21 protein-coding genes are annotated in these 22,567 nt (G+C 53.1%); 18 read left to right on the top strand and 3 right to left on the bottom strand.

Annotated elements, in window-relative coordinates; translation table 11 throughout:
• Positions 1–16: 16 nt before the first annotated feature.
• The 8 genes from flgE to flgL all read left to right on the top strand — a co-directional run bounded on the left by flgE (position 17) and on the right by flgL (position 8,302).
• Positions 17–1,231 carry a flagellar hook protein FlgE gene (flgE, locus tag AC07RN_RS01975; protein WP_478335443.1) on the top strand — a complete coding sequence of 405 codons (1,215 nt, stop codon included), beginning with the start codon at positions 17–19 and terminating at the stop codon, positions 1,229–1,231.
• 20 nt (positions 1,232–1,251) lie between these two features.
• Positions 1,252–2,007, top strand: a complete 756-nt coding sequence (locus AC07RN_RS01970; protein WP_012016987.1) for a flagellar basal body rod protein FlgF — start codon at positions 1,252–1,254, stop codon at positions 2,005–2,007.
• 11 nt (positions 2,008–2,018) lie between these two features.
• On the top strand, positions 2,019–2,801 hold the full coding sequence (gene flgG, locus AC07RN_RS01965) for a flagellar basal-body rod protein FlgG (RefSeq protein ID WP_012016988.1): 783 nt from the start codon (positions 2,019–2,021) through the stop codon (positions 2,799–2,801).
• 57 nt (positions 2,802–2,858) lie between these two features.
• Positions 2,859–3,557 carry a flagellar basal body L-ring protein FlgH gene (gene flgH / locus AC07RN_RS01960; RefSeq protein ID WP_041689369.1) on the top strand — a complete coding sequence of 233 codons (699 nt, stop codon included), beginning with the start codon at positions 2,859–2,861 and terminating at the stop codon, positions 3,555–3,557.
• Positions 3,558–3,569: 12 nt separating this feature from the next.
• A complete protein-coding gene (locus tag AC07RN_RS01955; protein ID WP_059178320.1) occupies positions 3,570–4,667 on the top strand; it encodes a flagellar basal body P-ring protein FlgI in 1,098 nt (365 codons plus the stop codon).
• On the top strand, positions 4,667–5,620 hold the full coding sequence (flgJ, locus tag AC07RN_RS01950; RefSeq protein ID WP_235135321.1) for a flagellar assembly peptidoglycan hydrolase FlgJ: 954 nt from the start codon (positions 4,667–4,669) through the stop codon (positions 5,618–5,620). Before AC07RN_RS01955 ends, flgJ begins: the two co-directional genes overlap by 1 nt.
• Before the next feature lie 73 nt (positions 5,621–5,693).
• On the top strand, positions 5,694–7,334 hold the full coding sequence (flgK, locus tag AC07RN_RS01945; RefSeq protein WP_478335442.1) for a flagellar hook-associated protein FlgK: 1,641 nt from the start codon (positions 5,694–5,696) through the stop codon (positions 7,332–7,334).
• Between the two features lie 14 nt (positions 7,335–7,348).
• Complete coding sequence (gene flgL / locus AC07RN_RS01940; protein ID WP_478335441.1) at positions 7,349–8,302, top strand: flagellar hook-associated protein FlgL; 954 nt, start codon at positions 7,349–7,351, stop codon at positions 8,300–8,302.
• Positions 8,303–8,382: 80 nt separating this feature from the next.
• Here flgL and AC07RN_RS01935 read toward each other — a convergent pair whose 3' ends face one another.
• Positions 8,383–9,594, bottom strand: a complete 1,212-nt coding sequence (locus tag AC07RN_RS01935) for an MFS transporter (protein ID WP_478335440.1) — start codon at positions 9,592–9,594, stop codon at positions 8,383–8,385.
• A gap of 109 nt (positions 9,595–9,703) precedes the next feature.
• Here AC07RN_RS01935 and AC07RN_RS01930 point away from each other — a divergent pair, with 109 nt between their 5' ends.
• Positions 9,704–10,636, top strand: coding sequence for a LysR family transcriptional regulator (locus tag AC07RN_RS01930; RefSeq protein ID WP_478335439.1), 933 nt, complete (start codon positions 9,704–9,706; stop codon positions 10,634–10,636).
• A 57-nt stretch (positions 10,637–10,693) separates the two neighbouring features.
• On the opposite strand, the gene rne is transcribed toward AC07RN_RS01930, so the two are convergent.
• Complete coding sequence (gene rne, locus AC07RN_RS01925) at positions 10,694–13,849, bottom strand: ribonuclease E (RefSeq protein WP_478335438.1); 3,156 nt, start codon at positions 13,847–13,849, stop codon at positions 10,694–10,696.
• A 569-nt stretch (positions 13,850–14,418) separates the two neighbouring features.
• On the opposite strand from rne, the gene rluC reads away from it, so the two are divergent.
• The gene (rluC, locus tag AC07RN_RS01920) at positions 14,419–15,366 is read left to right on the top strand and encodes a 23S rRNA pseudouridine(955/2504/2580) synthase RluC (protein ID WP_012016997.1); all 948 of its coding nucleotides are present in this window, start codon (positions 14,419–14,421) and stop codon (positions 15,364–15,366) included.
• A 58-nt stretch (positions 15,367–15,424) separates the two neighbouring features.
• Here rluC and AC07RN_RS01915 read toward each other — a convergent pair whose 3' ends face one another.
• The gene (locus AC07RN_RS01915; RefSeq protein WP_478335437.1) at positions 15,425–16,009 is read right to left on the bottom strand and encodes a Maf family protein; all 585 of its coding nucleotides are present in this window, start codon (positions 16,007–16,009) and stop codon (positions 15,425–15,427) included.
• 140 nt (positions 16,010–16,149) lie between these two features.
• Between AC07RN_RS01915 and yceD the strand changes: the two genes are divergently transcribed.
• From yceD to fabF, 8 genes are all read left to right on the top strand, one after another.
• Complete coding sequence (gene yceD / locus AC07RN_RS01910) at positions 16,150–16,671, top strand: 23S rRNA accumulation protein YceD (RefSeq protein ID WP_012016999.1); 522 nt, start codon at positions 16,150–16,152, stop codon at positions 16,669–16,671.
• Positions 16,672–16,687: 16 nt separating this feature from the next.
• A complete protein-coding gene (rpmF, locus tag AC07RN_RS01905; RefSeq protein ID WP_012017000.1) occupies positions 16,688–16,861 on the top strand; it encodes a 50S ribosomal protein L32 in 174 nt (57 codons plus the stop codon).
• Positions 16,862–16,940: 79 nt separating this feature from the next.
• Entirely contained in the window at positions 16,941–17,975 is a 1,035-nt protein-coding gene (gene plsX / locus AC07RN_RS01900) for a phosphate acyltransferase PlsX (RefSeq protein WP_190275375.1), read from the top strand.
• A 6-nt stretch (positions 17,976–17,981) separates the two neighbouring features.
• The gene (locus AC07RN_RS01895) at positions 17,982–18,935 is read left to right on the top strand and encodes a beta-ketoacyl-ACP synthase III (RefSeq protein ID WP_478335436.1); all 954 of its coding nucleotides are present in this window, start codon (positions 17,982–17,984) and stop codon (positions 18,933–18,935) included.
• Positions 18,936–18,948: 13 nt separating this feature from the next.
• Complete coding sequence (gene fabD, locus AC07RN_RS01890; protein ID WP_012017003.1) at positions 18,949–19,878, top strand: ACP S-malonyltransferase; 930 nt, start codon at positions 18,949–18,951, stop codon at positions 19,876–19,878.
• A 12-nt stretch (positions 19,879–19,890) separates the two neighbouring features.
• Positions 19,891–20,625 carry a 3-oxoacyl-ACP reductase FabG gene (fabG, locus tag AC07RN_RS01885; RefSeq protein WP_012017004.1) on the top strand — a complete coding sequence of 245 codons (735 nt, stop codon included), beginning with the start codon at positions 19,891–19,893 and terminating at the stop codon, positions 20,623–20,625.
• Positions 20,626–20,902: 277 nt separating this feature from the next.
• Positions 20,903–21,139 (top strand): acyl carrier protein, encoded by a 237-nt coding sequence (acpP, locus tag AC07RN_RS01880; protein ID WP_003857954.1) that lies wholly within the window; start codon positions 20,903–20,905, stop codon positions 21,137–21,139.
• A gap of 91 nt (positions 21,140–21,230) precedes the next feature.
• Entirely contained in the window at positions 21,231–22,472 is a 1,242-nt protein-coding gene (fabF, locus tag AC07RN_RS01875; RefSeq protein ID WP_012017005.1) for a beta-ketoacyl-ACP synthase II, read from the top strand.
• The last annotated feature ends 95 nt before the right edge of the window (positions 22,473–22,567 follow it).

Here is a 22,567-nt window from a genome sequence, read left to right as displayed (position 1 = left end):
TTATCAGGAGTAACTCATGGCCTTTTCACAAGCGGTCAGCGGCCTGAATGCCGCAGCCACCAACCTGGACGTCATTGGCAACAACATTGCCAACTCCGCGACCTATGGTTTCAAATCCGGTACTGCGTCTTTCGCCGATATGTTCGCCGGTTCCAAAGTCGGTCTGGGTGTAAAAGTTGCAGGTATCACCCAGGACTTTAACGACGGCACAACGACCAATACCGGTCGTGGACTGGACGTTGCCATCAGCCAGAACGGTTTCTTCCGTATGGTTGATGCCAACGGTTCTGTTTTTTACAGCCGTAACGGCCAGTTCAAGCTGGACGAAAACCGTAACATCGTCAACATGCAGGGCCTGCAGTTAACGGGCTATCCGGTTGCAGGTACGCCACCGACCATCCAGACCGGCGCAAACCCACAGGCAATTTCTATTCCGAATACGCTGATGGCGGCAAAGTCCACCACCACCGCTTCGCAGCAGATTAACCTGAACTCAACGGATGCCGCTCCGTCAAAAGCCTTTAATGTTGCAGATACCTCCGACCCGGATTCTTACAACAAGAAAGGCACCGTGACTGTCTATGATAGCCAGGGTAATGCGCACAACATGAATCTGTTCTATGTCAAAGACACTGCCGCGAACAGCTGGAAGGTTTACTCCCAGGATGCGAGCGTACCGGGTAGCGCAGCAACACTGGCAACCACGTTGACCTTCAATGCTAGCGGTGTGTTGACTGCAGGCGGTCAGATTAACGTGACAACGGGGACCATTCCAGGTGCCACCCCTGCGACATTTGCACTGAGCTTTGCTAACTCTATGCAGCAGAACACCGGTGCGAACAACATCGTGGCAACCAACCAGAACGGCTACAAGCCGGGCGATCTGGTGAGCTACCAGATCAACGATGACGGCACCGTGATGGGTAACTACTCTAACGAACAGAATCAGGTTCTGGGTCAGATCGTGCTGGCAAACTTCGCCAACAACGAAGGCCTGAAATCCGAAGGTGATAACGTCTGGACGGCAACGCAGTCTTCCGGCGTGGCGCTGCTGGGTACAGCAGGAACCGGTAACTTTGGTTCGTTGACCAACGGTGCACTGGAAGCGTCGAACGTGGATCTGAGTAAAGAACTGGTGAACATGATTGTCGCGCAGCGTAACTACCAGTCGAACGCGCAGACCATCAAAACCCAGGATCAGATCCTCAACACGCTGGTCAACCTGCGTTAATCGTCTAACGGGATGATGTAATGGATCACGCAATATATACCGCGATGGGCGCAGCCAGTCAGACGCTGAATCAGCAGGCTGTGACCGCCAGTAACCTGGCGAATGCCTCTACACCGGGCTTCCGTGCGCAGCTTAATGCGATGCGCGCGGTCCCGGTCGAAGGGCTGACGCTGCCAACGCGTACGTTGGTTATCGCCTCTACGCCGGGTGCCGATATGACGCCTGGCCAAATGGATTACACCTCACGGCCGCTGGACGTGGCGCTCCAGCAGGATGGTTGGCTGGCGGTGCAAGCGGCTGACGGTTCGGAAGGGTATACCCGTAACGGTAATATCCAGGTCGATTCCACCGGACAGTTGACGATTCAGGGTCACCCAGTCATTGGCGAGTCGGGTCCACTGACGGTGCCGGAAGGTTCGGAAATTACCATCGCGGCAGACGGGACCATTTCAGCCCTGAACCCAGGCGATCCGCCGAATACCGTGGCACCGGTTGGCAAACTGAAGCTGGTGAAAGCGGAAGGCAATGAAGTGACGCGCGGTGATGACGGACTGTTCCGTACCAGCGCTTCGGCACTGGCCGCACGTGGTGCGACATTGCAGCCCGATCCGAGCATCCGCATCATGTCTGGCGTTCTGGAAGGCAGTAACGTTAAACCGGTTGCCGCCATGACCGATATGATTGCCAGCGCGCGTCGTTTCGAAATGCAAATGAAGGTTATCACCAGCGTTGATGAAAACGCCGGACGTGCTAACCAACTGCTGTCTATGAGTTAACAGGATTTCTTATGATCAGCTCTTTATGGATCGCGAAAACGGGTCTTGATGCACAGCAAACCAACATGGATGTCATCGCCAACAACCTGGCGAACGTCAGCACCAATGGTTTCAAGCGTCAGCGTGCCGTGTTCGAAGATTTGCTTTATCAAACCATTCGTCAGCCGGGCGCGCAGTCGTCTGAGCAGACAACGCTGCCGTCAGGCCTGCAGATTGGTACAGGCGTGCGTCCGGTTGCGACCGAACGTCTGCACAGCCAGGGTAACCTCTCTCAGACCAACAACAGCAAAGACGTTGCCATTAAAGGCCAGGGTTTCTTCCAGGTGCAGTTGCCTGATGGCACCTCGGCGTATACGCGCGACGGTTCTTTCCAGGTCGATCAGAATGGTCAGCTGGTGACGGCGGGCGGCTTCCAGGTTCAGCCTGCGATCACCATTCCGGCTAACTCCCTGAGCATTACCATCGGACGTGATGGCGTGGTGAGCGTGACGCAACAGGGGCAGGCTGCGCCTGTTCAGGTTGGCCAGCTTAACCTGACGACCTTTATGAACGACACCGGTCTGGAAAGCATTGGTGAAAACCTCTACACAGAAACCCAGTCCTCGGGTGCACCTAACGAAAGTACGCCTGGCCTGAACGGCTCAGGTTTGCTGTATCAGGGTTATGTAGAAACGTCTAACGTCAACGTGGCGGAAGAGCTGGTGAATATGATCCAGGTTCAACGCGCGTATGAAATTAACAGTAAAGCAGTGTCGACGACCGACCAGATGCTGCAGAAACTGACGCAACTCTAAGGGGTAGTCCGGTGCGGTAAACGCTGCATCGGACCCCTGTTTTCGAAGATGAAGGTAATGCAAAAAAACGCGGCGTTTCGTTATCCAATAGTGACTGTTCTGGCCGTAACCCTCAGCGGTTGCGCCTTGATCCCGTCGAAACCTTTGGTGCAGGGTGCGACTACCGCCCAACCGATCCCAGGCCCTACGCCTGTGGTGAACGGTTCTATTTTCCAGACCGCACAGCCTATTAACTATGGCTACCAGCCGCTGTTTGAAGATCGCCGCCCACGTAACATTGGCGATACGTTGACAATCCAGCTGCAGGAAAACGTTAGTGCGAGCAAAAGCTCCTCGGCAAACGCCAGCCGCGATGGAAAAACCAATTTTGGCTTTGATACCGTTCCACGCTATCTGCAGGGCCTGTTTGGTAATGCCCGCGCCGATGTCGAAGCATCTGGCGGCAATAGCTTTAATGGTAAAGGTGGCGCAAATGCCAGCAATACCTTCAGCGGAACGCTGACTGTAACAGTTGACCAGGTTCTGGCTAACGGCAATTTACATGTTGTGGGTGAAAAACAGATCGCCATCAATCAGGGCACTGAGTTCATTCGCTTCTCCGGTGTGGTTAACCCTCGCACCATCAGTGGCAGCAACACCGTGCCGTCCACTCAGGTGGCGGATGCGCGTATTGAGTACGTCGGAAACGGCTATATCAATGAAGCGCAGAATATGGGCTGGCTGCAACGTTTCTTCCTTAATTTATCGCCGATGTAAGCAAGGTGACCTATGTTTAAATCCCTTTTCGGAATGGTGTTGGTACTCGTGGCGACGTTCGCCCAGGCCGACCGCATTCGCGATCTCACCAGTGTACAGGGCGTACGAGCAAACTCACTGATCGGCTACGGCCTGGTCGTCGGCCTGGACGGCACGGGCGATCAGACCACCCAGACGCCTTTCACCACGCAAAGTTTGAATAACATGCTTTCCCAGCTCGGTATTACGGTACCGACCGGGACAAACATGCAGCTGAAAAACGTAGCGGCCGTTATGATCACCGCCTCTTACCCGGCGTTTGCCCGACAGGGCCAAACCATCGATGTGGTGGTTTCCTCTATGGGTAACGCGAAAAGTCTGCGCGGCGGGACGTTGCTGATGACCCCTTTGAAAGGGGTCGATAGCCAGGTTTATGCACTGGCGCAGGGCAACATTCTTGTCGGCGGTGCGGGTGCATCAGCAGGCGGCAGCAGCGTGCAGGTCAACCAGCTGAACGGCGGTCGTATCACGAACGGTGCGATTATCGAACGTGAACTGCCGACCCAGTTTGGCGCAGGCGACACCATCAATCTTCAACTGAATAATGAAGACTTCACGATGGCGCAGCAGATTGCCGACACTATCAACCGCAGCCGTGGCTACGGCAGCGCGACGGCGCTGGATGCGCGTACCGTGCAGATCCGTACCTCCAGCGGCAGCAGCAATCAGGTGCGCATGCTGGCGGATATCCAGAATATGGAAGTTAACGTTCCGCTTCAGGATGCCAAAGTGATCATCAACTCGCGTACGGGTTCGGTGGTGATGAACCGCGAAGTGACGCTGGATAGCTGTGCCGTGGCGCAGGGTAACCTCTCCATCAGCGTGAACCGTTCGGCGCAAGTCAGCCAGCCGGATACGCCATTTGGTGGTGGACAGACTGTCGTCACGCCACAAACGCAGATTGATATGCGCCAGAGCGGTGGTTCACTGCAAACCGTGCGTTCGAGCGCCAATCTGAACAACGTTGTGCGTGCCCTGAATGCGCTGGGTGCGACACCGATGGATTTGATGTCGATTTTGCAGTCCATGCAAAGTGCGGGCTGTCTGCGCGCCAAACTGGAAATCATCTAATGCTGAGCGATAGCAAACTTATGGCAAGTGCGGCCTGGGATGCCCAGTCGCTCAACGAACTGAAAACCAAAGCAGGACAAGACCAGGCGGCTAACCTCCGCCCGGTAGCCCGCCAGGTGGAAGGGATGTTTGTGCAGATGATGTTGAAAAGCATGCGCGAAACGTTACCCAAAGACGGGATGTTCAGCAGCGATTCAACGCGCCTCTACACCAGCATGTATGACCAGCAGGTTGCTCAGCAAATGACGTCCGGGAAGGGGCTTGGCCTCGCCGATATGATTGTGAAACAGATGCAGGCGGCTCAGGGGATTCAACCCGAAGAGCAGGCGCAGCAGGTTCCGATGAAGTTTGACCTGGAAACGGTGACAACCTATCAGAACCAGGCGCTCACGCAGATGGTGCGTAAGGCGATGCCGAAGCCTGCAGAAAGTAACGATGAGGCGCTCTCCGGCGACAGTAAAGATTTCCTCGCCCAACTGTCGCTACCAGCGCGTCTGGCCAGTGAACAGAGTGGGGTTCCACATCACCTGATTCTGGCGCAGGCAGCGCTCGAATCCGGATGGGGCCAGCGACAGATTCGCCGCGAAAATGGCGAGCCGAGCTTTAACATTTTTGGTGTTAAAGCCTCTTCTGGCTGGAAAGGCCCGACGACAGAAATCACGACGACAGAATATGAAAACGGCGCGGCGGTTAAGATCAAAGCCAAATTCCGCGTCTACAGCTCTTATCTCGAAGCTTTATCAGATTATGTGAGTATGTTGAGCCGAAATCCGCGCTATGCGGCCGTCACCAACGCCGCAACGGCAGAGCAGGGCGCACAGGCATTGCAAAACGCAGGCTATGCGACCGATCCGCAATATGCCCATAAACTGACGAACATGATTCAACAGCTTAAATCCATGGGCGAGAAGGTCAGCAAAGCCTATAGCAACGATCTCGAAAATTTATTCTAAAGACTCAAGTTTGTGCTACGGCTGTCGATAATCCTTATCAGGACCCGTGTCTGAAAGTTTAAAAGGAACCTCAATGTCCAGTTTGATTAACAGCGCTATGAGTGGCCTCAGTGCGGCTCAGGCCTCACTGAATACAGTCAGTAATAACATTTCCAGCTATAACGTGGCAGGTTATACCCGTCAGACCACCGTGCTGGGTGCAGCAAACAGTACGTTGACGGGCGGCGGTTGGGTCGGTAATGGCGTGTACGTTAACGGCGTGCAGCGTGAATACGATGCGTTCATCACCAATCAGCTGCGCGCTGCGCAGAACCAAGGCAGCGGGTTGACCACGCGTTATCAGCAGATGTCAAAAATTGACGACGTGTTGTCTGATACCACGAACTCCCTTTCTGCGACGTTGCAGAGCTTCTTTACCAGCCTGCAAACGCTGGTCAGCAACGCAGAAGATCCCGCTGCGCGCCAGACTGTGCTTGGAAAAGCCGATGGTCTGGTCAATCAGTTTAAGGTGACCGATCAATATCTGCGCGACCAGGATAAGCAGGTTAACACTGCGATTGCGACCAGCGTTGATCAGATCAACTCCTACGCGACGCAGATTGCTAACCTCAACGACCAGATTTCACGTCTGACCGGTGTGGGCGCAGGGGCTTCTCCGAACAATCTGCTCGATCAGCGCGATCAACTGGTCAGCGAGCTGAACCAGATTGTTGGTGTTGAAGTCGCGGTGCAGGACAGTGGCACTTACAACGTTTCATTCGGTAACGGCTACACCCTGGTACAGGGTAGCGCGGCCAATAAGCTGGCGGCTATTCCATCAAGTGCCGATCCTTCACGCATGACCGTGGCGTATGTCGATCCCGCGGCAGGTAATGTTGAGATCCCTGATAAAGCGCTGAATACCGGCTCGTTGGGCGGCTTGATTACTTTCCGTAATGAAGATCTGGATAAGACGCGTAATAACCTTAATCAGATGGCGCTTGCGTTTGCCGATGCCATGAACCAGCAGCATGAGAAAGGGTTTGATGCCAATCATGATGCAGGCGGAAAACTGTTCAACTTCGGCTCGCCAGCCGTCATGGAAAATGCCAAAAACACCGGAAGTGCGGCCGTTACAGCCACCATTGATGACAGCTCCAAGGTTCAGGCGACCGACTACAAACTGGAATACAACGGTTCCAACTGGACCGTGACGCGTCTGTCAGACAAAACCACCTTCACCGCAACGCCAGATGGTAGCGGCGATATGACATTTGATGGCGTTAAAATTAACGTCAGCGGTGCAGCGGCTAATAAAGACAGCTTTGTGGTTAAGCCGGTCGTCGACACCATCGTCAATATGGAACTTCTGATCAAAGATGAATCCAAACTGGCTATGGCTTCTGACGCGACGGCGGGTGAGAGTGATAACCGTAACGGTAAGGCGCTGCTTGAACTGCAAAACAGCAAGACTGTTGGTGGGAATAAAAGCTTTAACGATGCCTATGCCTCGTTGGTCAGTACAGTGGGTAGCCAGACGGCTTCACTGAAGACCAGCAGCGCGACTAAAGCCAACGTGGTGACACAGCTTAGCAATCAACAGCAGTCGATTTCTGGCGTGAATCTTGATGAAGAGTACGGCAATTTGCAGCGTTTCCAGCAGTATTACCTGGCGAATGCCCAGGTTCTGCAAACGGCGAGCACGCTTTTCGACGCCATTATTAATATTCGCTAAGGCCGAGGTAAACAATGCGCATTAGCACCCAAATGATGTATCAGCAGAACATGCGTGGGATTACAGAATCCCAGAGCAAGTGGCTGAACTACGGTGAACAAATGTCCACCGGTAAACGCGTTAACCGTCCTTCGGACGATGCGATTGCCTCCTCGCAGGCCATCGTGCTTTCTCAGGCGCAATCGCAAAACGAACAGTACAAACTCGGACGTACCTTTGCGAAACAGAAGGTCTCCCTGGAAGATAACGTGTTAGGTCAGGTCAACACGGCGATCTCCAGTGCCCAGGAAAAAATCGTTTATGCCGGTAACGGTACGCTGAGCGATGATGACCGTCTTTCTTTGGCGGCCGATTTGCAGGGTATCCGCGACCAGCTGATGAACCTGGCTAACTCGACTGACGGTAACGGTCGTTTTATTTTCGCGGGCTACAAGACGGAAACTGCACCGTTCGACTCGGCGACGGGGATGTACACCGGCGGAACTGAATCCATCACACAGCAAGTGGATTCGGCACGCACCATGGCTATCAGCCATACCGGTAATCAAATCTTCGAAAGCATCACCAGTAACGCGCAGGAAGTCCCGGGCGGCGGTTATGGTGAGCCAAATATGTTTAAAATTCTCGACAGCGCTATTGCCGCGTTGAAGGTGCCAGTTGACACGGATTCAGGTGCCGCTGCCACGCAGAAACTGGCGCTGGATACCGCCGCTGTCGGAATTAAAAACACCCAGAATAACGTGCTGACTGTCGTTGCAGACGTCGGAACGAAGCTAAATGAACTCGATACGCTGGATTCATTGGGTGTAGATCGTGCGCTGGGTCAGACGAAGCAGATGAGCGACCTGGTTGATGTTGACTGGAACGCGGCGATTTCGTCTTACACCATGCAGCAAGCGGCGCTCCAGGCTTCGTATAAAGCGTTTACGGATATGCAGGGAATGTCTCTGTTCCAGCTGAACAGATAACAAAATTGACCTCTTAGAACATGTCTTGAAACTGGACATGTTTTGTCTGCCCAACCCGGAACTCCGGATTGGGCTTTTTTTTATCTATTTTGTGCCTGAACAGCAACCACTCGCGCACTTTCAATCAAGCGGATCAGCAGTGCTACTGCGCCACACGCCGTTGCCAGTGCTACCACGCCGGGCCAGCCTACCATCGCGTACACTTTGCTTCCTAGCGCTGAGCCAAGCGCCATGCCGATAAAGATAACCGTGAACAACAGTGCATTGAGACGTCCACGGGCCTGCGGTTCGAGGCTGTAAACCAGATTCTGGTGTGCAACCAGGCTTGACTGCAGACCGAGATCAAAGCCTACGGCGGAGACCGCAATCAGGATTAACTGTCCGCTGGTACCCAGCGCTGGCATTAAAAACATCAGTGCGAAGGATACGGTCACCAGCGCCGCGCCCAGTTGCGTCACTTTGCCCGCACCGAGTCTGTCCGCCAGACCGCCCGCCAAGGGAGCGGCTAACGCACCTGCTGCGCCTGCAATCCCGTATCCACCGGCCACCGCGCTACCAAGGTGATAGCGATCTAACAGCATGACCGCCAGCGTTGACCAGAAAGCGCTAAAGGCAATCGACAAAAATCCTTGTGCAAGTGCGGCACGACGCAGGGCAGGATAGCGACGCCACAGATGTTCCATCGAACGCAGCAATGCCGGGTAGCTCAGCGTGGAATGAATCGCAAAGCGCGGTAAGACAGCCCACATCACTACGCCGATAATCGCGATGCTCCCTGCCGCCAGCTGATACATCACGCGCCAGCCGAACGCTTCACCAACCACACCGCTGACGGTACGAGACAGGAGAATGCCCAGGAGTAAACCGGTCATCACGGTACCGACAGTTTTACCCTGCTTCCCTTCCGGTGCGAGAATGGCTGCCGCAGGAACGATATCTTGCGCCATAGTCGCGGCCATGCCGATCAGCAAGCTGGTGAACAGTAACGAGTGAAGCTGTTCAGTCAGGCTGCATCCGAGAAGAAACAGCGTCAGCGCCGCACTTTTGAAAAGGATTAATGCGCGGCGGTCGTGTCTGTCGCCAAGGGGAAGCAGGAACAGAATACCCAGCGCGTAGCCCGCTTGCGTTAATGTGGGGACCAGCCCCATGCCAGCGATACTCAGATGGAGATCTGCCCCCATCAGAGGCAAAAGCGGTTGTGCATAGTAAATTGATGCGACGCTGAAACCTGCGCCGATGGCGAGGATAAAAATAGTCCAGCGGCTGGTCTGTGTAGCGATGGCTGCGTTCATTGGGTGTACCTCATTCATGGAATGAGGCTATTTTTGCGCAATCCCGCTTGAGGCGGTAGCCAGTAGGGTGGTAAAACATTTATACGTATAACGTATAGCCACGAACAAAATGAAAAGAACTGAGCGTATAGATAGAGTGGAGCTGATGCGTACATTTATTCGCATTGTGGAGTCGGGTTCGCTTTCGGCTGCGGCAAGACAGCTCGACACCACACAGGCGACCGTCAGTCGGCGCTTGCAGTCCCTGGAAACGCTGCTCGGCGTCCGCCTGTTGCTTCGCACCACCCACGCAATGAAATTAACCGACGACGGCGAGCGCTGCTATCACCATGCAAGGCGGGTGCTCGACAGCTGGCTGGCGCTGGAAGATGAAGTGGGTCAAGCCGAAGATGAGCCGGTGGGGGTTTTACGCGTACGCGCGCCGCATGCGTTTGGTCAGGAACAGCTGTTGCCACCGTTAATGCAGTTTTTGACCCGCTACCCACAGCTCTCAATCGAGTGGAAACTCAATGACAGATCGGTTGATTTTCTCAGCGATGATATCGACTGTGCGATTCGCGTGGGAGCCGAAGTCGATCCTGCCACGGTATCCGTCTTGCTAGCCGAAGTTCCCCGAAGCGTTGTTGTGTCTCCAGCGCTGCTGGCGCAGTTTGCTACGCCAGTGCATCCCGACGATCTCAGCGCGTTGCCGTGGGTGGCGCTCAGCACTTTTTATCATCAGCATATTGAGCTATTCAAAGGAGGGGTTATAGAGCCGACGCGCGTCGCTATTTCGCCTCGCCTGAGCACCGACAGCTTGTATGTCGCGCGAAACACTGCGCTGATGGGACTGGGTGTGGCAGCGGTGTCAAGCTGGACGGTGGAAGAGGATATTCGCCAGGGAAGGCTGGTTCATCTTTTGCCTGACTGGCAACCCGCCCCTTTGCCGGTGCACCTGGTTTATCCGTGGTCGCGTTATTATCCGGCACGATTAAGACGATTTCTGGAGATGATGCGAGAGGTCATGCCACAGATGGCGGGTATGCGAAAACCACTCGCTTAGCCGTTTCAGGCAATAAAAAAGCCGACCATGAGGTCGGCTTTTCATTAGGGCTGCGAATTACTCAGCAGACTGCGGACGCGTTGCCGGCGCCGTTGCCTGATGAGTAGCGCTATGGCCACCCGCAGAACCTTTACCTTCGAAATCGAACGCAGGACGCACCCAGTCACTCTGACGTGGCGCTTCTGGCTGATATTCCGGTGCCGGAGCACGCGTCATCGGCGCTGTCGCGTAGTGATTACCGACAACAGCAGGTGCAGCTGGCTGTGGCTTCACTTCAACAACAGACTGCTCTGCAACGACGGCAGGCGCAGGTTGTTCAGCTTCAGCGACAACATCTGCCACGGCTTCAGCTTCCACGTCTGCCACTACCTCTGCTTTCACTTCGGCAACAGCAGGCTGTTCCACAAACGTGTCAGTTGGCGTTGCAGGTTCAGCGGCTTCAGCGATTTGCTCAGCAACAGCAGTATCTTCTTGCGCGATAACCTGAGGTTGAGCATCAACCGGCGCTGCGATCACTTCCGGATGCGTGGTTTCAACTTCAACCGTTTCAACCGTCTGCGGCTCAGCCACGACGTGTTGCACTTCTTCAACTGCAACTGGCGCAGCGACCATTGGCTCAACGGTTTCAACTGCAGTCTGCTCTTCAAATTGCTGATCCTGAGGACGGGCAATCGGATAGCGGATCCACACTTTACCGGAAGCCATTTCTGGCGACACGCAGGCAACGGTCATTGGCATCGGTGACTGCGTCGGGTAACGCTCGTCACGATAGCGACGACGACGCTGACCGCTCACGCGCAGGTGGCGCGGAGAGCGACGGGAACGACGTGGCATACCATTGTTATCACGGGCTTCCGCACTATCGTCTTGCTCATGTGTTGGTTCAACGACAGCAGGAAGATCCAGTTTTGCCAGTTGCGTGTTCTGCGTTTCTTCAACAGCAGGTTCGCTCACAGCGGTCGTTGCAGCTTCAGTTTGTTCAGATTCGAAACGAACTTTCTGCGACAGTTGGCGCTGCTTACGACGCGGCATGACCTGGACGCGTTCTTCCTGCTCAGCTTCCTGGACAACTGGCTCTTCAAGAGTAACGGCTTTAACTTCCTGCTGCGCCTGGCGCTTATCGTCATTACGACGACGGTTACGCTCACGACGTGGCTGCTGCTCGTCACGCTGTCTGGATTTTTCAGACTCATCGCCCGCTGGCTGGCGGATTTCACGATCTTCCGCATTCTGTTGCGGTTTTTCGCGACGGTTGCGACGATTGTCTTCGCGCGCTTCACGACCTTCGTTGTTTTCAGAACGATTATCACGGTTGTCGCGGTTGTCGCGGTTATCACGATTATCGCGGTTGTCACGGCGGTCGTTACGATCGCGGCGATTGTTCTGACGCTTACGACGGTCCTGCTGCGGACGCTCTTGTTTCTCTTCTTTCGGAGCCGCTTTCGGCTCTTCAGGCTGAGCTTCTTCACCCGCGAACATTTTCTTCAGCGCGCTGAAGATACGACCCAGCAGACCCGGTTCTGAAGACGTCACGCGAGCTTCAGTTTCAGATTTCTGCACTGCAGGTTTAACGGTCGCTTCCTGCTCAGAAGGTGCCGGAGGTGCTTCCGGCATGATGAAGGTGGCCAATGCTGGCTGCTCAGGGAGTTTACGCTCCGCTGGCTCTTCATCAGAAGGCATCGCCATCTCTTCTTCGTGCAGTTTCGGCAGCAGGTAGCTCAGCGTCGATGTCTCTTCACCTTTGCGTACGCGAAGCACGGAGTAGTGTGGAGTTTGCATCTGATCGTTTGGAACGATGATGCAACGCACGCCAGCCTGGCGGGATTCAATGGCACTGACTGCTTCGCGTTTTTCGTTCAGCAGGTAAGAGGCCACAGGAACCGGAACAATAGCGTGAACTTCTTTGGTGTTCTCTTTCAGCGCTTCTTCTTCGATGAGACGCAGAATGGAGAGTGCAAGTGATTCGTTGTCACGCACGGTGCCTGTACCGCTACAGCGCGGGCAGACGTGGTGGCTTGATTCACCCAGCGAAGGACTCAGGCGCTGACGTGACATCTCCAGAAGACCAAAGCGAGAAATATGGCTGATCTGGATACGGGCGCGATCCTGACGAACCGCATCACGCAGACGGTTTTCTACAGCGCGTTGGTGGCGCACTGGCGTCATGTCGATGAAGTCGATAACGATCAGGCCACCGAGGTCGCGCAGACGAAGTTGACGTGCAATTTCATCTGCTGCTTCAAGGTTGGTGTTGAACGCGGTTTCTTCGATATCGCCGCCGCGAGTTGCGCGTGCGGAGTTGATATCGATAGCGGTCAGTGCTTCGGTCGAATCGATAACGATGGAACCGCCAGAAGGAAGGCGCACTTCACGCTGGAAGGCGGACTCAATCTGCGATTCGATCTGGTAGTGGCTGAACAGCGGGATTTCACCCGTGTACAGTTTGATTTTGCTGGTGAAATCTGGACGACCCAGTGCGGCGATGTGCTGGCGAGCCAGCTCAAGCACTTTCGGGTTATCAATCAGAATCTCACCGATGTCCTGACGCAGATAATCACGGAAAGCACGAACGATAACGTTACTTTCCTGGTGAATCAGGAACGGAGCCGGACGGCTTTCTGCAGCTTTCTGGATGGCTTCCCAGTGCTTCAGACGGAATCCTAAGTCCCACTGCAACGCTTCGGCAGATTTACCGACACCCGCAGTACGGACAATCAGACCCATGCCATCAGGCAATTCAAGACTGGCCAACGCTTCTTTCAGCTCGGTACGATCGTCGCCTTCAATACGGCGAGAGATACCACCCGCTCGCGGGTTGTTTGGCATCAGTACCAGATAACTACCCGCCAGACTGATAAAGGTTGTCAGCGCAGCACCTTTGTTGCCGCGTTCTTCTTTATCAATCTGAACAATGACTTCCTGGCCTTCGCGCAGCACATCTTTGATGTTCGGACGACCGTGGGAGTTATAGTTGGCAGGGAAATATTCGCGGGCAATTTCTTTCAGAGGAAGGAAACCGTGACGCTCAGCGCCGTAATCGACGAAAGCGGCCTCCAGGCTTGGTTCAATACGGGTGATTTTGCCTTTGTAAATGTTCGCTTTTTTCTGTTCGTGTCCAGGACTTTCGATATCCAGATCGTACAGGCGCTGCCCATCCACAAGGGCGACACGCAGCTCTTCTTGCTGAGTTGCGTTGATTAACATTCTTTTCATCGTAACTTACTCATTATTCTTACATTGACGACTAAGCTGCGGGCAAGGTGACGCTTTCCGGGGTATGAACCGATGGCCTCGTGACTGTGACGTCGCCAACCTCACGGTTGTCGCTCGTTTAAGAGGCGCAAAGTGTCGGTTGCCTGTTTTTCATAAGGAAATACAGCGCAATTATCAGGGGAACAGCCTGGGAGAACTCTCCAGAGAAGATTCCATTTACCGGTAAGTACTGCAACCCGCAGCCCGCTAACTGTCTGAAAGATCAATACGTCTTACGCCATTGCTGCGTTGATGATCGGTCAGACAAAATTGGTCATTCCGTCGTTATCCTTACAAAACCCGGATTTAACACGGAAAACGACTTCATTATTCCATTGCTAACCCAGTTATAGCAAGATGACTTTTACCAATTATCACCCGGTTACTCACAGTTTCTTCACTTCAAAGTGATGATTGGTTTAATAACCACCAAATCGATTGCGTCGAGAGAGAGCAGGCTGATTAAAAGTAAATATAAGCACATAAAAATGAGTGGCGCTAATGCCTGACGATATTTAGAATCGCCAACCATGAAAACAGAGACTCCATCCGTAAAAATGGTTGCTATCGCTGATGACGAAGCGGGGCAACGAATCGATAACTTTTTACGCACCCAGTTGAAAGGTGTGCCAAAGAGTATGATTTATCGCATCCTGCGCAAAGGCGAGGTGCGAGTGAACAAAAAACGCGTGAAGCCGGAATACAAACTGGAAGCCGGTGATGAAGTGCGTATCCCGCCAGTGCGTGTCGCTGAACGCGAAGAAGAAGCGGTATCGCCGCATCTCAATAAAGTGGCGGCGCTGACTAATGCCATTTTATATGAAGACGACCATATCCTGGTGCTGAACAAACCTTCGGGTACAGCGGTACACGGCGGTAGCGGGTTAAGCTTTGGCGTTATTGAAGGTTTGCGCGCGTTGCGACCGGAAGCCCGTTTCCTGGAACTGGTCCATCGCCTTGATCGCGATACATCTGGCGTGTTGCTGGTGGCGAAAAAACGTTCCGCGTTACGTTCGTTGCATGAGCAACTGCGTGAGAAAGGGATGCAAAAAGATTATCTGGCGCTGGTGCGTGGCCAATGGCAGTCCCATGTGAAAGTGGTGCAAGCGCCGCTGCTGAAAAATATTTTGCAAAGCGGTGAGCGTATCGTTCGCGTCAACAGCGAAGGCAAGCCCTCGGAAACACGTTTTAAAGTCGAAGAGCGTTACGAATTTTGCACTCTGGTACGCTGCAGTCCTGTCACGGGGCGTACGCACCAGATTCGCGTGCATACTCTTCATGCCGGTCATCCGATCGCGTTTGACGATCGTTATGGCGATCGTGAGTTTGATAAACAACTGGCTGGCACCGGATTATCGCGTTTGTTCCTTCACGCTGCCGCGTTGAAATTCACCCATCCAGGCACGGGCGAAGAGATGCGCGTAGAAGCGCCGCTTGACAATCAGCTCAAGCGTTGTCTAAAGATTCTGCGCGGGTAGTATCATGCCGGTGGCGCTACGCTGTTTTTCAAGTAACAGTGCAGCGCCACTTGCCCTATCACGCCATCAACGGGTTAGCATCCTCACGTCGCAGCATCTGGCAAAGCGCAATCAGCGGTAAGCCAATCAACGCATTCGGGTCGCGACCATCCAGTTTTTCAAATAGCGCAATCCCTAAGCCTTCACTTTTGAAACTCCCAGCGCAATTCAACGGGCGCTCTCTGCGGACATAATCCTCGATTTCTTGTTCGCTCAGATGGCGGAAATGCACATCGAAAGGTTCGCATTCTGTCTGCAGATGGCCGGTGGCAGAGTTGTAGAGTGCCAGGCCAGTATAAAAGGTGACAATAGTTCCGCGTGCTTTCATTAATTGCAGGCGGGCGTTTTCTTCGGTGTGGGGTTTACCGGTAATTTCACCGTCCAACACGCAAACCTGATCGGAACCTATAATCAGATGATTGGGATAGCGCATGGCGAGACTTTGCGCTTTTTCCTGCGCCAGACGCAAAACCAAATGGCGTGGCGATTCAGCAGGTTGTGGCGTTTCGTCAGTGACAGGCGCCGCACACTCGAAGGGAACACCCAGCTTTTCAAGCAGCGCACGTCGGTAAGGCGAAGTGGAAGCAAGTACGAGATTCTGCATATTTTTTTCACCAGATATAGCGTATCGATGCCAGCCATTTTAAACTACAGGCCGCAATGTGTGCGAATAATTGGCAAAAGGCAGCTGTGGTTGCCTTTTTCTTTGACTCTATGACGTTACAAAGTTAATATGCGCGCCCTATGCAAAAGGTAAAATTACCCCTGACTCTTGATCCGGTTCGTACGGCTCAAAAACGCCTCGATTACCAAGGTATTTATACCCCCGATCAGGCTGAGCGTATCGCCGAATCTGTGGTCAGTGTGGATACTGATGTAGAATGCTCCATGTCGTTCGATATCGATAACCAGCGCCTTGCCGTTTTAACCGGTGATGCAAAGGTAACGGTAACGCTCGAATGTCAGCGTTGCGGGAAACCGTTTATACGTCATGTTCACACAACGTATTGTTTCAGTCCGGTTCGTTCAGACGAACAGGCTGGAGCACTCCCGGAAGCGTATGAGCCGATTGAGGTTAACGAATTCGGTGAAATCGATCTGCTTGCATTGGTTGAAGATGAAATCATCCTCGCCTTGCCAGTAGTTCCGGTGCATGATTCTGAACACTGTGAAGTGTCCGAGGCGGACATGGTCTTTGGTGAATTGCCTGATGAAGCGCAAAAGCCAAACCCATTTGCCGTATTAGCCAGTTTAAAGCGTAAGTAATTAAGGAGTAAGGTCCATGGCCGTACAACAGAATAAACCAACCCGTTCCAAACGTGGCATGCGTCGTTCCCATGACGCGCTGACTGCAGTTACCAGCCTGTCTGTAGACCAGACTTCTGGTGAGAAACACCTGCGTCACCACATCACTGCTGACGGTTTCTACCGCGGCCGCAAGGTTATCACTAAGTAATCACGCGCAAGCGTGATGAAGCTTAGTGAGGATTTCCCCAGGAAACTGGGGAAACGCCAAACCGGGCAGCGATGATACCTTGACACGTCTAACCCTGGCGTTAGATGTCATGGGAGGAGATTTTGGGCCTTCCGTGACAGTGCCTGCAGCATTGCAGGCACTGAACTCTAATTCGCAACTCACACTTCTTTTAGTCGGTAATCCCGACACAATCACGCCATTACTTGCAAAAGCTGACTTTGAACAACGTTCACGTCTGCAGATTATTCCTGCGCAGTCAGTTATTGCCAGTGATGCTCGGCCATCGCATGCGATCCGCAACAGCCGCGGAACGTCAATGCGAATTGCGCTGGAGCTGGTAAAAGAAGGGCGGGCAGAAGCCTGTGTTAGCGCGGGTAACACCGGTGCGCTAATGGGGCTGGCGAAATTAATGCTCAAGCCCATTCAGGGGATTGAGCGTCCGGCGTTGGTGACGGTATTGCCCCACCAGCAAAAGGGCAAAACGGTGGTGCTCGATCTGGGTGCCAACGTCGATTGTGATAGTACAATGCTGGCCCAGTTTGCCATCATGGGGTCGGTATTAGCGGAAGAAGTTGTGGGGATTTCGAATCCCCGAGTCGCGTTGCTGAACATCGGTGAAGAAGAAACAAAAGGTCTGGATAGCATTCGTGAAGCCGCAGAATTGCTAAAATCCGCGCCGTCGATTAACTATATTGGCTATCTTGAAGCTAATGAATTATTGACGGGTAAGACCGATGTTCTGGTGTGTGATGGGTTCACTGGCAACGTGACGTTAAAAACGATGGAAGGGGTCGTGAGAATGTTCCTTTCCCTGCTCAAATCGCAGGGGGAGGGGAAAAAAACGGCCTGGTGGCTGATTTTATTGAAGCGTTGGTTACAAAAGAGTCTGACGCGGCGATTCAGTCACCTCAACCCCGACCAGTATAATGGCGCCTGTCTGTTAGGATTGCGCGGCACGGTGATTAAGAGCCACGGTGCGGCCAATCAGCGAGCGTTTACCGTCGCCATTGAACAGGCAGTGCAGGCGGTGCAGCGACAAGTCCCACAGCGGATTGCCGCTCGCCTGGAATCTGTATTAGCAAAAAGTGACTGAGCGTACATGTATACGAAGATTTTAGGTACCGGCAGTTTTCTGCCCAAACAAGTGCGAACTAACGCCGATCTGGAAAAAATGGTCGATACCTCTGACGAGTGGATTGTCACACGTACAGGTATCCGTGAACGCCGTATCGCCGCGCCTGATGAAACAGTTTCCACCATGGGCTATGAAGCTGGCCTTCGTGCGCTGGAAATGGCCGGCGTGGATAAAGAAGAGATCGGGTTGATCATTGTCGCGACCACCTCTTCGACTCACGCTTTCCCGAGCGCAGCGTGCCAGATTCAGGGCATGATGGGCATCAAGGGCTGCCCTGCGTTTGACGTGGCTGCCGCGTGTGCTGGCTTCACTTATGCACTCAGTATCGCCGATCAGTATGTGAAATCGGGGGCAGTAAAATATGCGTTAGTGATTGGCGCAGATGTGCTGGCGCGGACCTGCAACCCAGAAGATCGCGGCACGATTATTATTTTTGGCGATGGCGCGGGCGCAGTCCTGCTGGGTCAGTCAGAAGAGCAGGGCATTATCTCGACGCATTTACATGCTGACGGGAGTTATGGTGAGCTGCTGATGCTACCAAATGCCGATCGTGTTAACCCGGACAATTCGATCTTCCTGACGATGGCAGGCAATGAAGTGTTTAAGGTTGCCGTGACGGAACTGGCTCACATTGTCGATGAAACGCTGGCGGCGAACAATCTTGAACGTTCCGCGCTCGACTGGCTGGTTCCGCATCAGGCTAACCTGCGTATTATCAGTGCCACGGCCAAAAAGCTGGGCATGTCGATGGATAATGTTGTTGTGACGCTCGATCGCCACGGCAATACCTCTGCGGCGTCCGTACCTTGCGCATTTGACGAAGCGGTACGTGATGGACGAATTAAACGAGGCCAACTGGTCTTGCTTGAAGCTTTTGGTGGCGGTTTTACCTGGGGCTCCGCGCTGGTTCGTTTCTAATTAAGGATTAAAAATGACGCAATTTGCTTTTGTGTTCCCAGGCCAAGGTTCTCAGGCGGTTGGGATGTTGTCTGATTTAGCGGCAAGCAACCCTGTTATCGAAGAGACTTTTCGTGAAGCTTCTGATGCTCTGGGTTATGATCTTTGGGCGTTGACTCAACAAGGGCCAGCAGAAGAGCTGAATAAGACCTGGCAAACACAACCTGCGTTACTGACAGCGTCAGTGGCGTTATGGCGTGTATGGCAGCAGCAGGGCGGTAAAACCCCAGCGCTGTTAGCGGGTCATAGCTTGGGTGAATACTCCGCGCTGGTTTGTGCGGGTGTCATTGCGTTTGCTGATGCCGTACGTCTGGTCGAAATGCGTGGCAGATTCATGCAGGAAGCGGTGCCGGAAGGCACGGGCGCAATGTCAGCGATTATCGGTCTGGATGATGCTTCTATTGCTAAAGCGTGTGAAGAATCAGCAGAAGGTCAGGTTGTTTCACCGGTGAACTTTAACTCGCCGGGCCAGGTTGTGATCGCCGGGAATAAAGAAGCTGTTGAGCGCGCTGGCGCCGCTTGTAAAGCTGCGGGCGCTAAGCGTGCGTTGCCATTGCCTGTCAGCGTTCCGTCTCATTGCGCGTTGATGAAGCCAGCTGCCTTTAAGCTGGCGGCAGAACTCGAAAAAATAACGTTTAACGCACCTACTGTTCCTGTTGTGAACAATGTTGATGTGAAATGCGAAACAGCACCCGAAGCGATTCGCGATGCGCTTGTTCGCCAGCTTTATAGCCCAGTGCAGTGGACCAAAACTGTTGAGTTCATGGCCTCACAGGGCGTTGAGCATCTCTTTGAAGCTGGTCCAGGCAAAGTCCTGACCGGTCTGACAAAACGTATTGTTGATACAATGACTGCATCGGCTATTAACGAGCCGGAAGCGCTGTCAGCGGCACTCTCGCAATAAAAGAGGAACACCATGAGTTTTGAAGGAAAAATCGCGCTGGTAACGGGCGCAAGCCGCGGTATCGGACGTGCAATTGCTGAAACACTTGTCGCGCGTGGCGCGAAAGTCATTGGTACAGCCACCAGTGAAAATGGCGCTCAAGCCATCAGCGAATACTTAGGTGCAAATGGTAAAGGTCTGGTACTGAATGTGACCGATCCTGCATCTATCGAATCTGTTCTGGGAAATATTCGCGCAGAGTTTGGCGAAGTTGATATTCTGGTAAATAATGCCGGTATCACTCGTGACAACCTTCTGATGCGAATGAAAGATGATGAGTGGGACGATATTATCGAAACCAACCTGTCATCAGTATTCCGTCTGTCAAAAGCGGTAATGCGCGCTATGATGAAAAAGCGTTATGGTCGCATTATCACTATTGGTTCTGTGGTCGGTACCATGGGAAATGCTGGTCAGGCCAACTACGCTGCGGCGAAAGCGGGTCTGATTGGTTTCAGTAAGTCGTTGGCGCGCGAAATTGCGTCTCGCGGCATTACTGTTAACGTTGTTGCTCCGGGCTTTATTGAAACGGACATGACGCGTGCGCTGACTGATGATCAGCGTGCGGGTACGCTGGCGGCAGTTCCTGCGGGGCGTTTAGGCTCCCCAAATGAAATCGCCAGTGCGGTGGCATTTTTAGCCTCTGACGAAGCGGGTTACATCACTGGTGAAACCCTCCACGTCAACGGCGGGATGTACATGGTTTAACCGCGAGCTACACAAAATCATTCAGGTTGGATCAAGGCGGCAAGGCCGATAGGACCAAGTGCATAGATTACGATGTGACCGGGATTAGACGGCGCTGCCAACTAAGAGCCGGCCTGAATGAAGAAGTGTAGAAAAAAATTTGCGTTATTAGGGCGAAAGGCCGCAAAATAACGTAAAATCGTGGTAAGACCTGCCGGGATTTAGTTGCAAATTTTTCAACATTTTATACACTACGAAAACCATCGCGAAAGCGAGTTTTGATAGGAAATTTAAGAGTATGAGCACTATCGAAGAACGCGTTAAGAAAATTATCGGCGAGCAGCTGGGCGTTAAGCAGGAAGAAGTTGTGAACTCCGCTTCCTTTGTTGAAGACCTGGGCGCAGATTCTCTTGACACCGTTGAGCTGGTAATGGCTCTGGAAGAAGAGTTTGATACTGAGATTCCGGACGAAGAAGCTGAGAAAATCACCACCGTTCAGGCTGCCATTGATTACATCAACGGTCACCAGGCGTAAGTGAACATCTCCAGGCGGTCATTCGACCGCCTGAGTTTTATCTTTTTCATTCCCACCAATCTCTTTTTTTATCCCTCCCTGGAGGACATACGTGTCTAAGCGTCGTGTAGTTGTGACCGGACTTGGCATGTTGTCTCCTGTCGGCAATACCGTAGAGTCCACCTGGAAAGCTCTCCTTGCCGGTCAGAGCGGCATCAGCCTAATCGACCATTTCGATACTAGCGCCTACGCAACGAAATTTGCTGGCTTAGTAAAGGATTTTAACTGTGAAGAATTTATCTCGCGCAAAGAACAGCGCAAGATGGATGCCTTCATTCAATATGGAATTGTCGCTGGCGTTCAGGCCATGCAGGATTCTGGCCTTGAAATAACGGAAGAGAACGCTACCCGTATTGGTGCCGCTATTGGCTCCGGGATTGGCGGTCTTGGTCTGATCGAGGAAAACCATACCTCTTTGGTCAATGGTGGTCCACGTAAGATCAGCCCATTCTTCGTTCCGTCCACGATTGTTAACATGGTGGCTGGTCACCTGACCATCATGTTTGGCCTGCGTGGCCCAAGCATTTCTATCGCAACTGCCTGTACTTCTGGTGTGCATAACATCGGTCAGGCTGCGCGTATCATCGCTTACGGTGATGCCGACGCAATGGTTGCGGGTGGTGCTGAAAAAGCGAGTACCCCGCTGGGTGTGGGTGGTTTCGGTGCAGCGCGTGCGCTGTCTACCCGTAACGATAATCCTCAGGCGGCAAGTCGTCCATGGGACAAAGACCGTGATGGTTTTGTTCTGGGTGACGGTGCTGGCATGATCGTACTCGAAGAGTATGAACACGCGAAAAAGCGCGGCGCGAAAATTTATGCTGAGATCATTGGCTTCGGCATGAGCAGTGATGCTTATCACATGACCTCACCACCGGAAGATGGTGCAGGTGCTGCCCTGGCAATGGTTAATGCTATTCGCGATGCTGGTATCGAACCAGGCCAGATTGGCTATGTGAACGCTCACGGCACCTCGACACCTGCTGGCGATAAAGCCGAAACGCAGGCGGTTAAATCAGTCTTTGGTGAGGCAGCAAGTCGTATTATGGTGAGCTCAACCAAATCCATGACCGGTCACCTGTTGGGCGCAGCGGGTGCGGTAGAGTCAATCTACTCCATCCTGGCATTGCGCGATCAGGCTGTTCCGCCAACCATTAACCTGGATAATCCAGATGAAGGTTGCGACCTGGATTTCGTACCGCACGAAGCACGTCAGGTTACTGGCCTGGAGTATACGCTGTGTAACTCCTTCGGATTCGGCGGCACGAATGGCTCTCTGATCTTTAAAAAGATCTGAAGCCCGCTTCCCGATTGCGTTAAATGAAAAGGTCCGCTTGTCGGGCCTTTTTTATTCGGTTTTTTTCCCTTGTTCTGCATTATTCGTCCTGCCAA

It is taken from the genome of Lelliottia sp. GFLA7 (assembly GCF_056490165.1).
The sequence above is the reverse complement of the archived record's forward strand: the minus strand, read 5'-3'. Positions and strand labels throughout refer to the sequence as shown.

Coding starts and splice junctions, on each gene's coding strand:
- flgE (WP_478335443.1), top strand. CDS start 17: ATGGCCTTTTCACAAGCGGTCAGCGGCCTGAATGCCGCAGCCACCAAC.
- AC07RN_RS01970 (WP_012016987.1), top strand. CDS start 1,252: ATGGATCACGCAATATATACCGCGATGGGCGCAGCCAGTCAGACGCTG.
- flgG (WP_012016988.1), top strand. CDS start 2,019: ATGATCAGCTCTTTATGGATCGCGAAAACGGGTCTTGATGCACAGCAA.
- flgH (WP_041689369.1), top strand. CDS start 2,859: ATGCAAAAAAACGCGGCGTTTCGTTATCCAATAGTGACTGTTCTGGCC.
- AC07RN_RS01955 (WP_059178320.1), top strand. CDS start 3,570: ATGTTTAAATCCCTTTTCGGAATGGTGTTGGTACTCGTGGCGACGTTC.
- flgJ (WP_235135321.1), top strand. CDS start 4,667: ATGCTGAGCGATAGCAAACTTATGGCAAGTGCGGCCTGGGATGCCCAG.
- flgK (WP_478335442.1), top strand. CDS start 5,694: ATGTCCAGTTTGATTAACAGCGCTATGAGTGGCCTCAGTGCGGCTCAG.
- flgL (WP_478335441.1), top strand. CDS start 7,349: ATGCGCATTAGCACCCAAATGATGTATCAGCAGAACATGCGTGGGATT.
- AC07RN_RS01935 (WP_478335440.1), bottom strand. CDS start 9,594: ATGAACGCAGCCATCGCTACACAGACCAGCCGCTGGACTATTTTTATC.
- AC07RN_RS01930 (WP_478335439.1), top strand. CDS start 9,704: ATGAAAAGAACTGAGCGTATAGATAGAGTGGAGCTGATGCGTACATTT.
- rne (WP_478335438.1), bottom strand. CDS start 13,849: ATGAAAAGAATGTTAATCAACGCAACTCAGCAAGAAGAGCTGCGTGTC.
- rluC (WP_012016997.1), top strand. CDS start 14,419: ATGAAAACAGAGACTCCATCCGTAAAAATGGTTGCTATCGCTGATGAC.
- AC07RN_RS01915 (WP_478335437.1), bottom strand. CDS start 16,009: ATGCAGAATCTCGTACTTGCTTCCACTTCGCCTTACCGACGTGCGCTG.
- yceD (WP_012016999.1), top strand. CDS start 16,150: ATGCAAAAGGTAAAATTACCCCTGACTCTTGATCCGGTTCGTACGGCT.
- rpmF (WP_012017000.1), top strand. CDS start 16,688: ATGGCCGTACAACAGAATAAACCAACCCGTTCCAAACGTGGCATGCGT.
- AC07RN_RS01895 (WP_478335436.1), top strand. CDS start 17,982: ATGTATACGAAGATTTTAGGTACCGGCAGTTTTCTGCCCAAACAAGTG.
- fabD (WP_012017003.1), top strand. CDS start 18,949: ATGACGCAATTTGCTTTTGTGTTCCCAGGCCAAGGTTCTCAGGCGGTT.
- fabG (WP_012017004.1), top strand. CDS start 19,891: ATGAGTTTTGAAGGAAAAATCGCGCTGGTAACGGGCGCAAGCCGCGGT.
- acpP (WP_003857954.1), top strand. CDS start 20,903: ATGAGCACTATCGAAGAACGCGTTAAGAAAATTATCGGCGAGCAGCTG.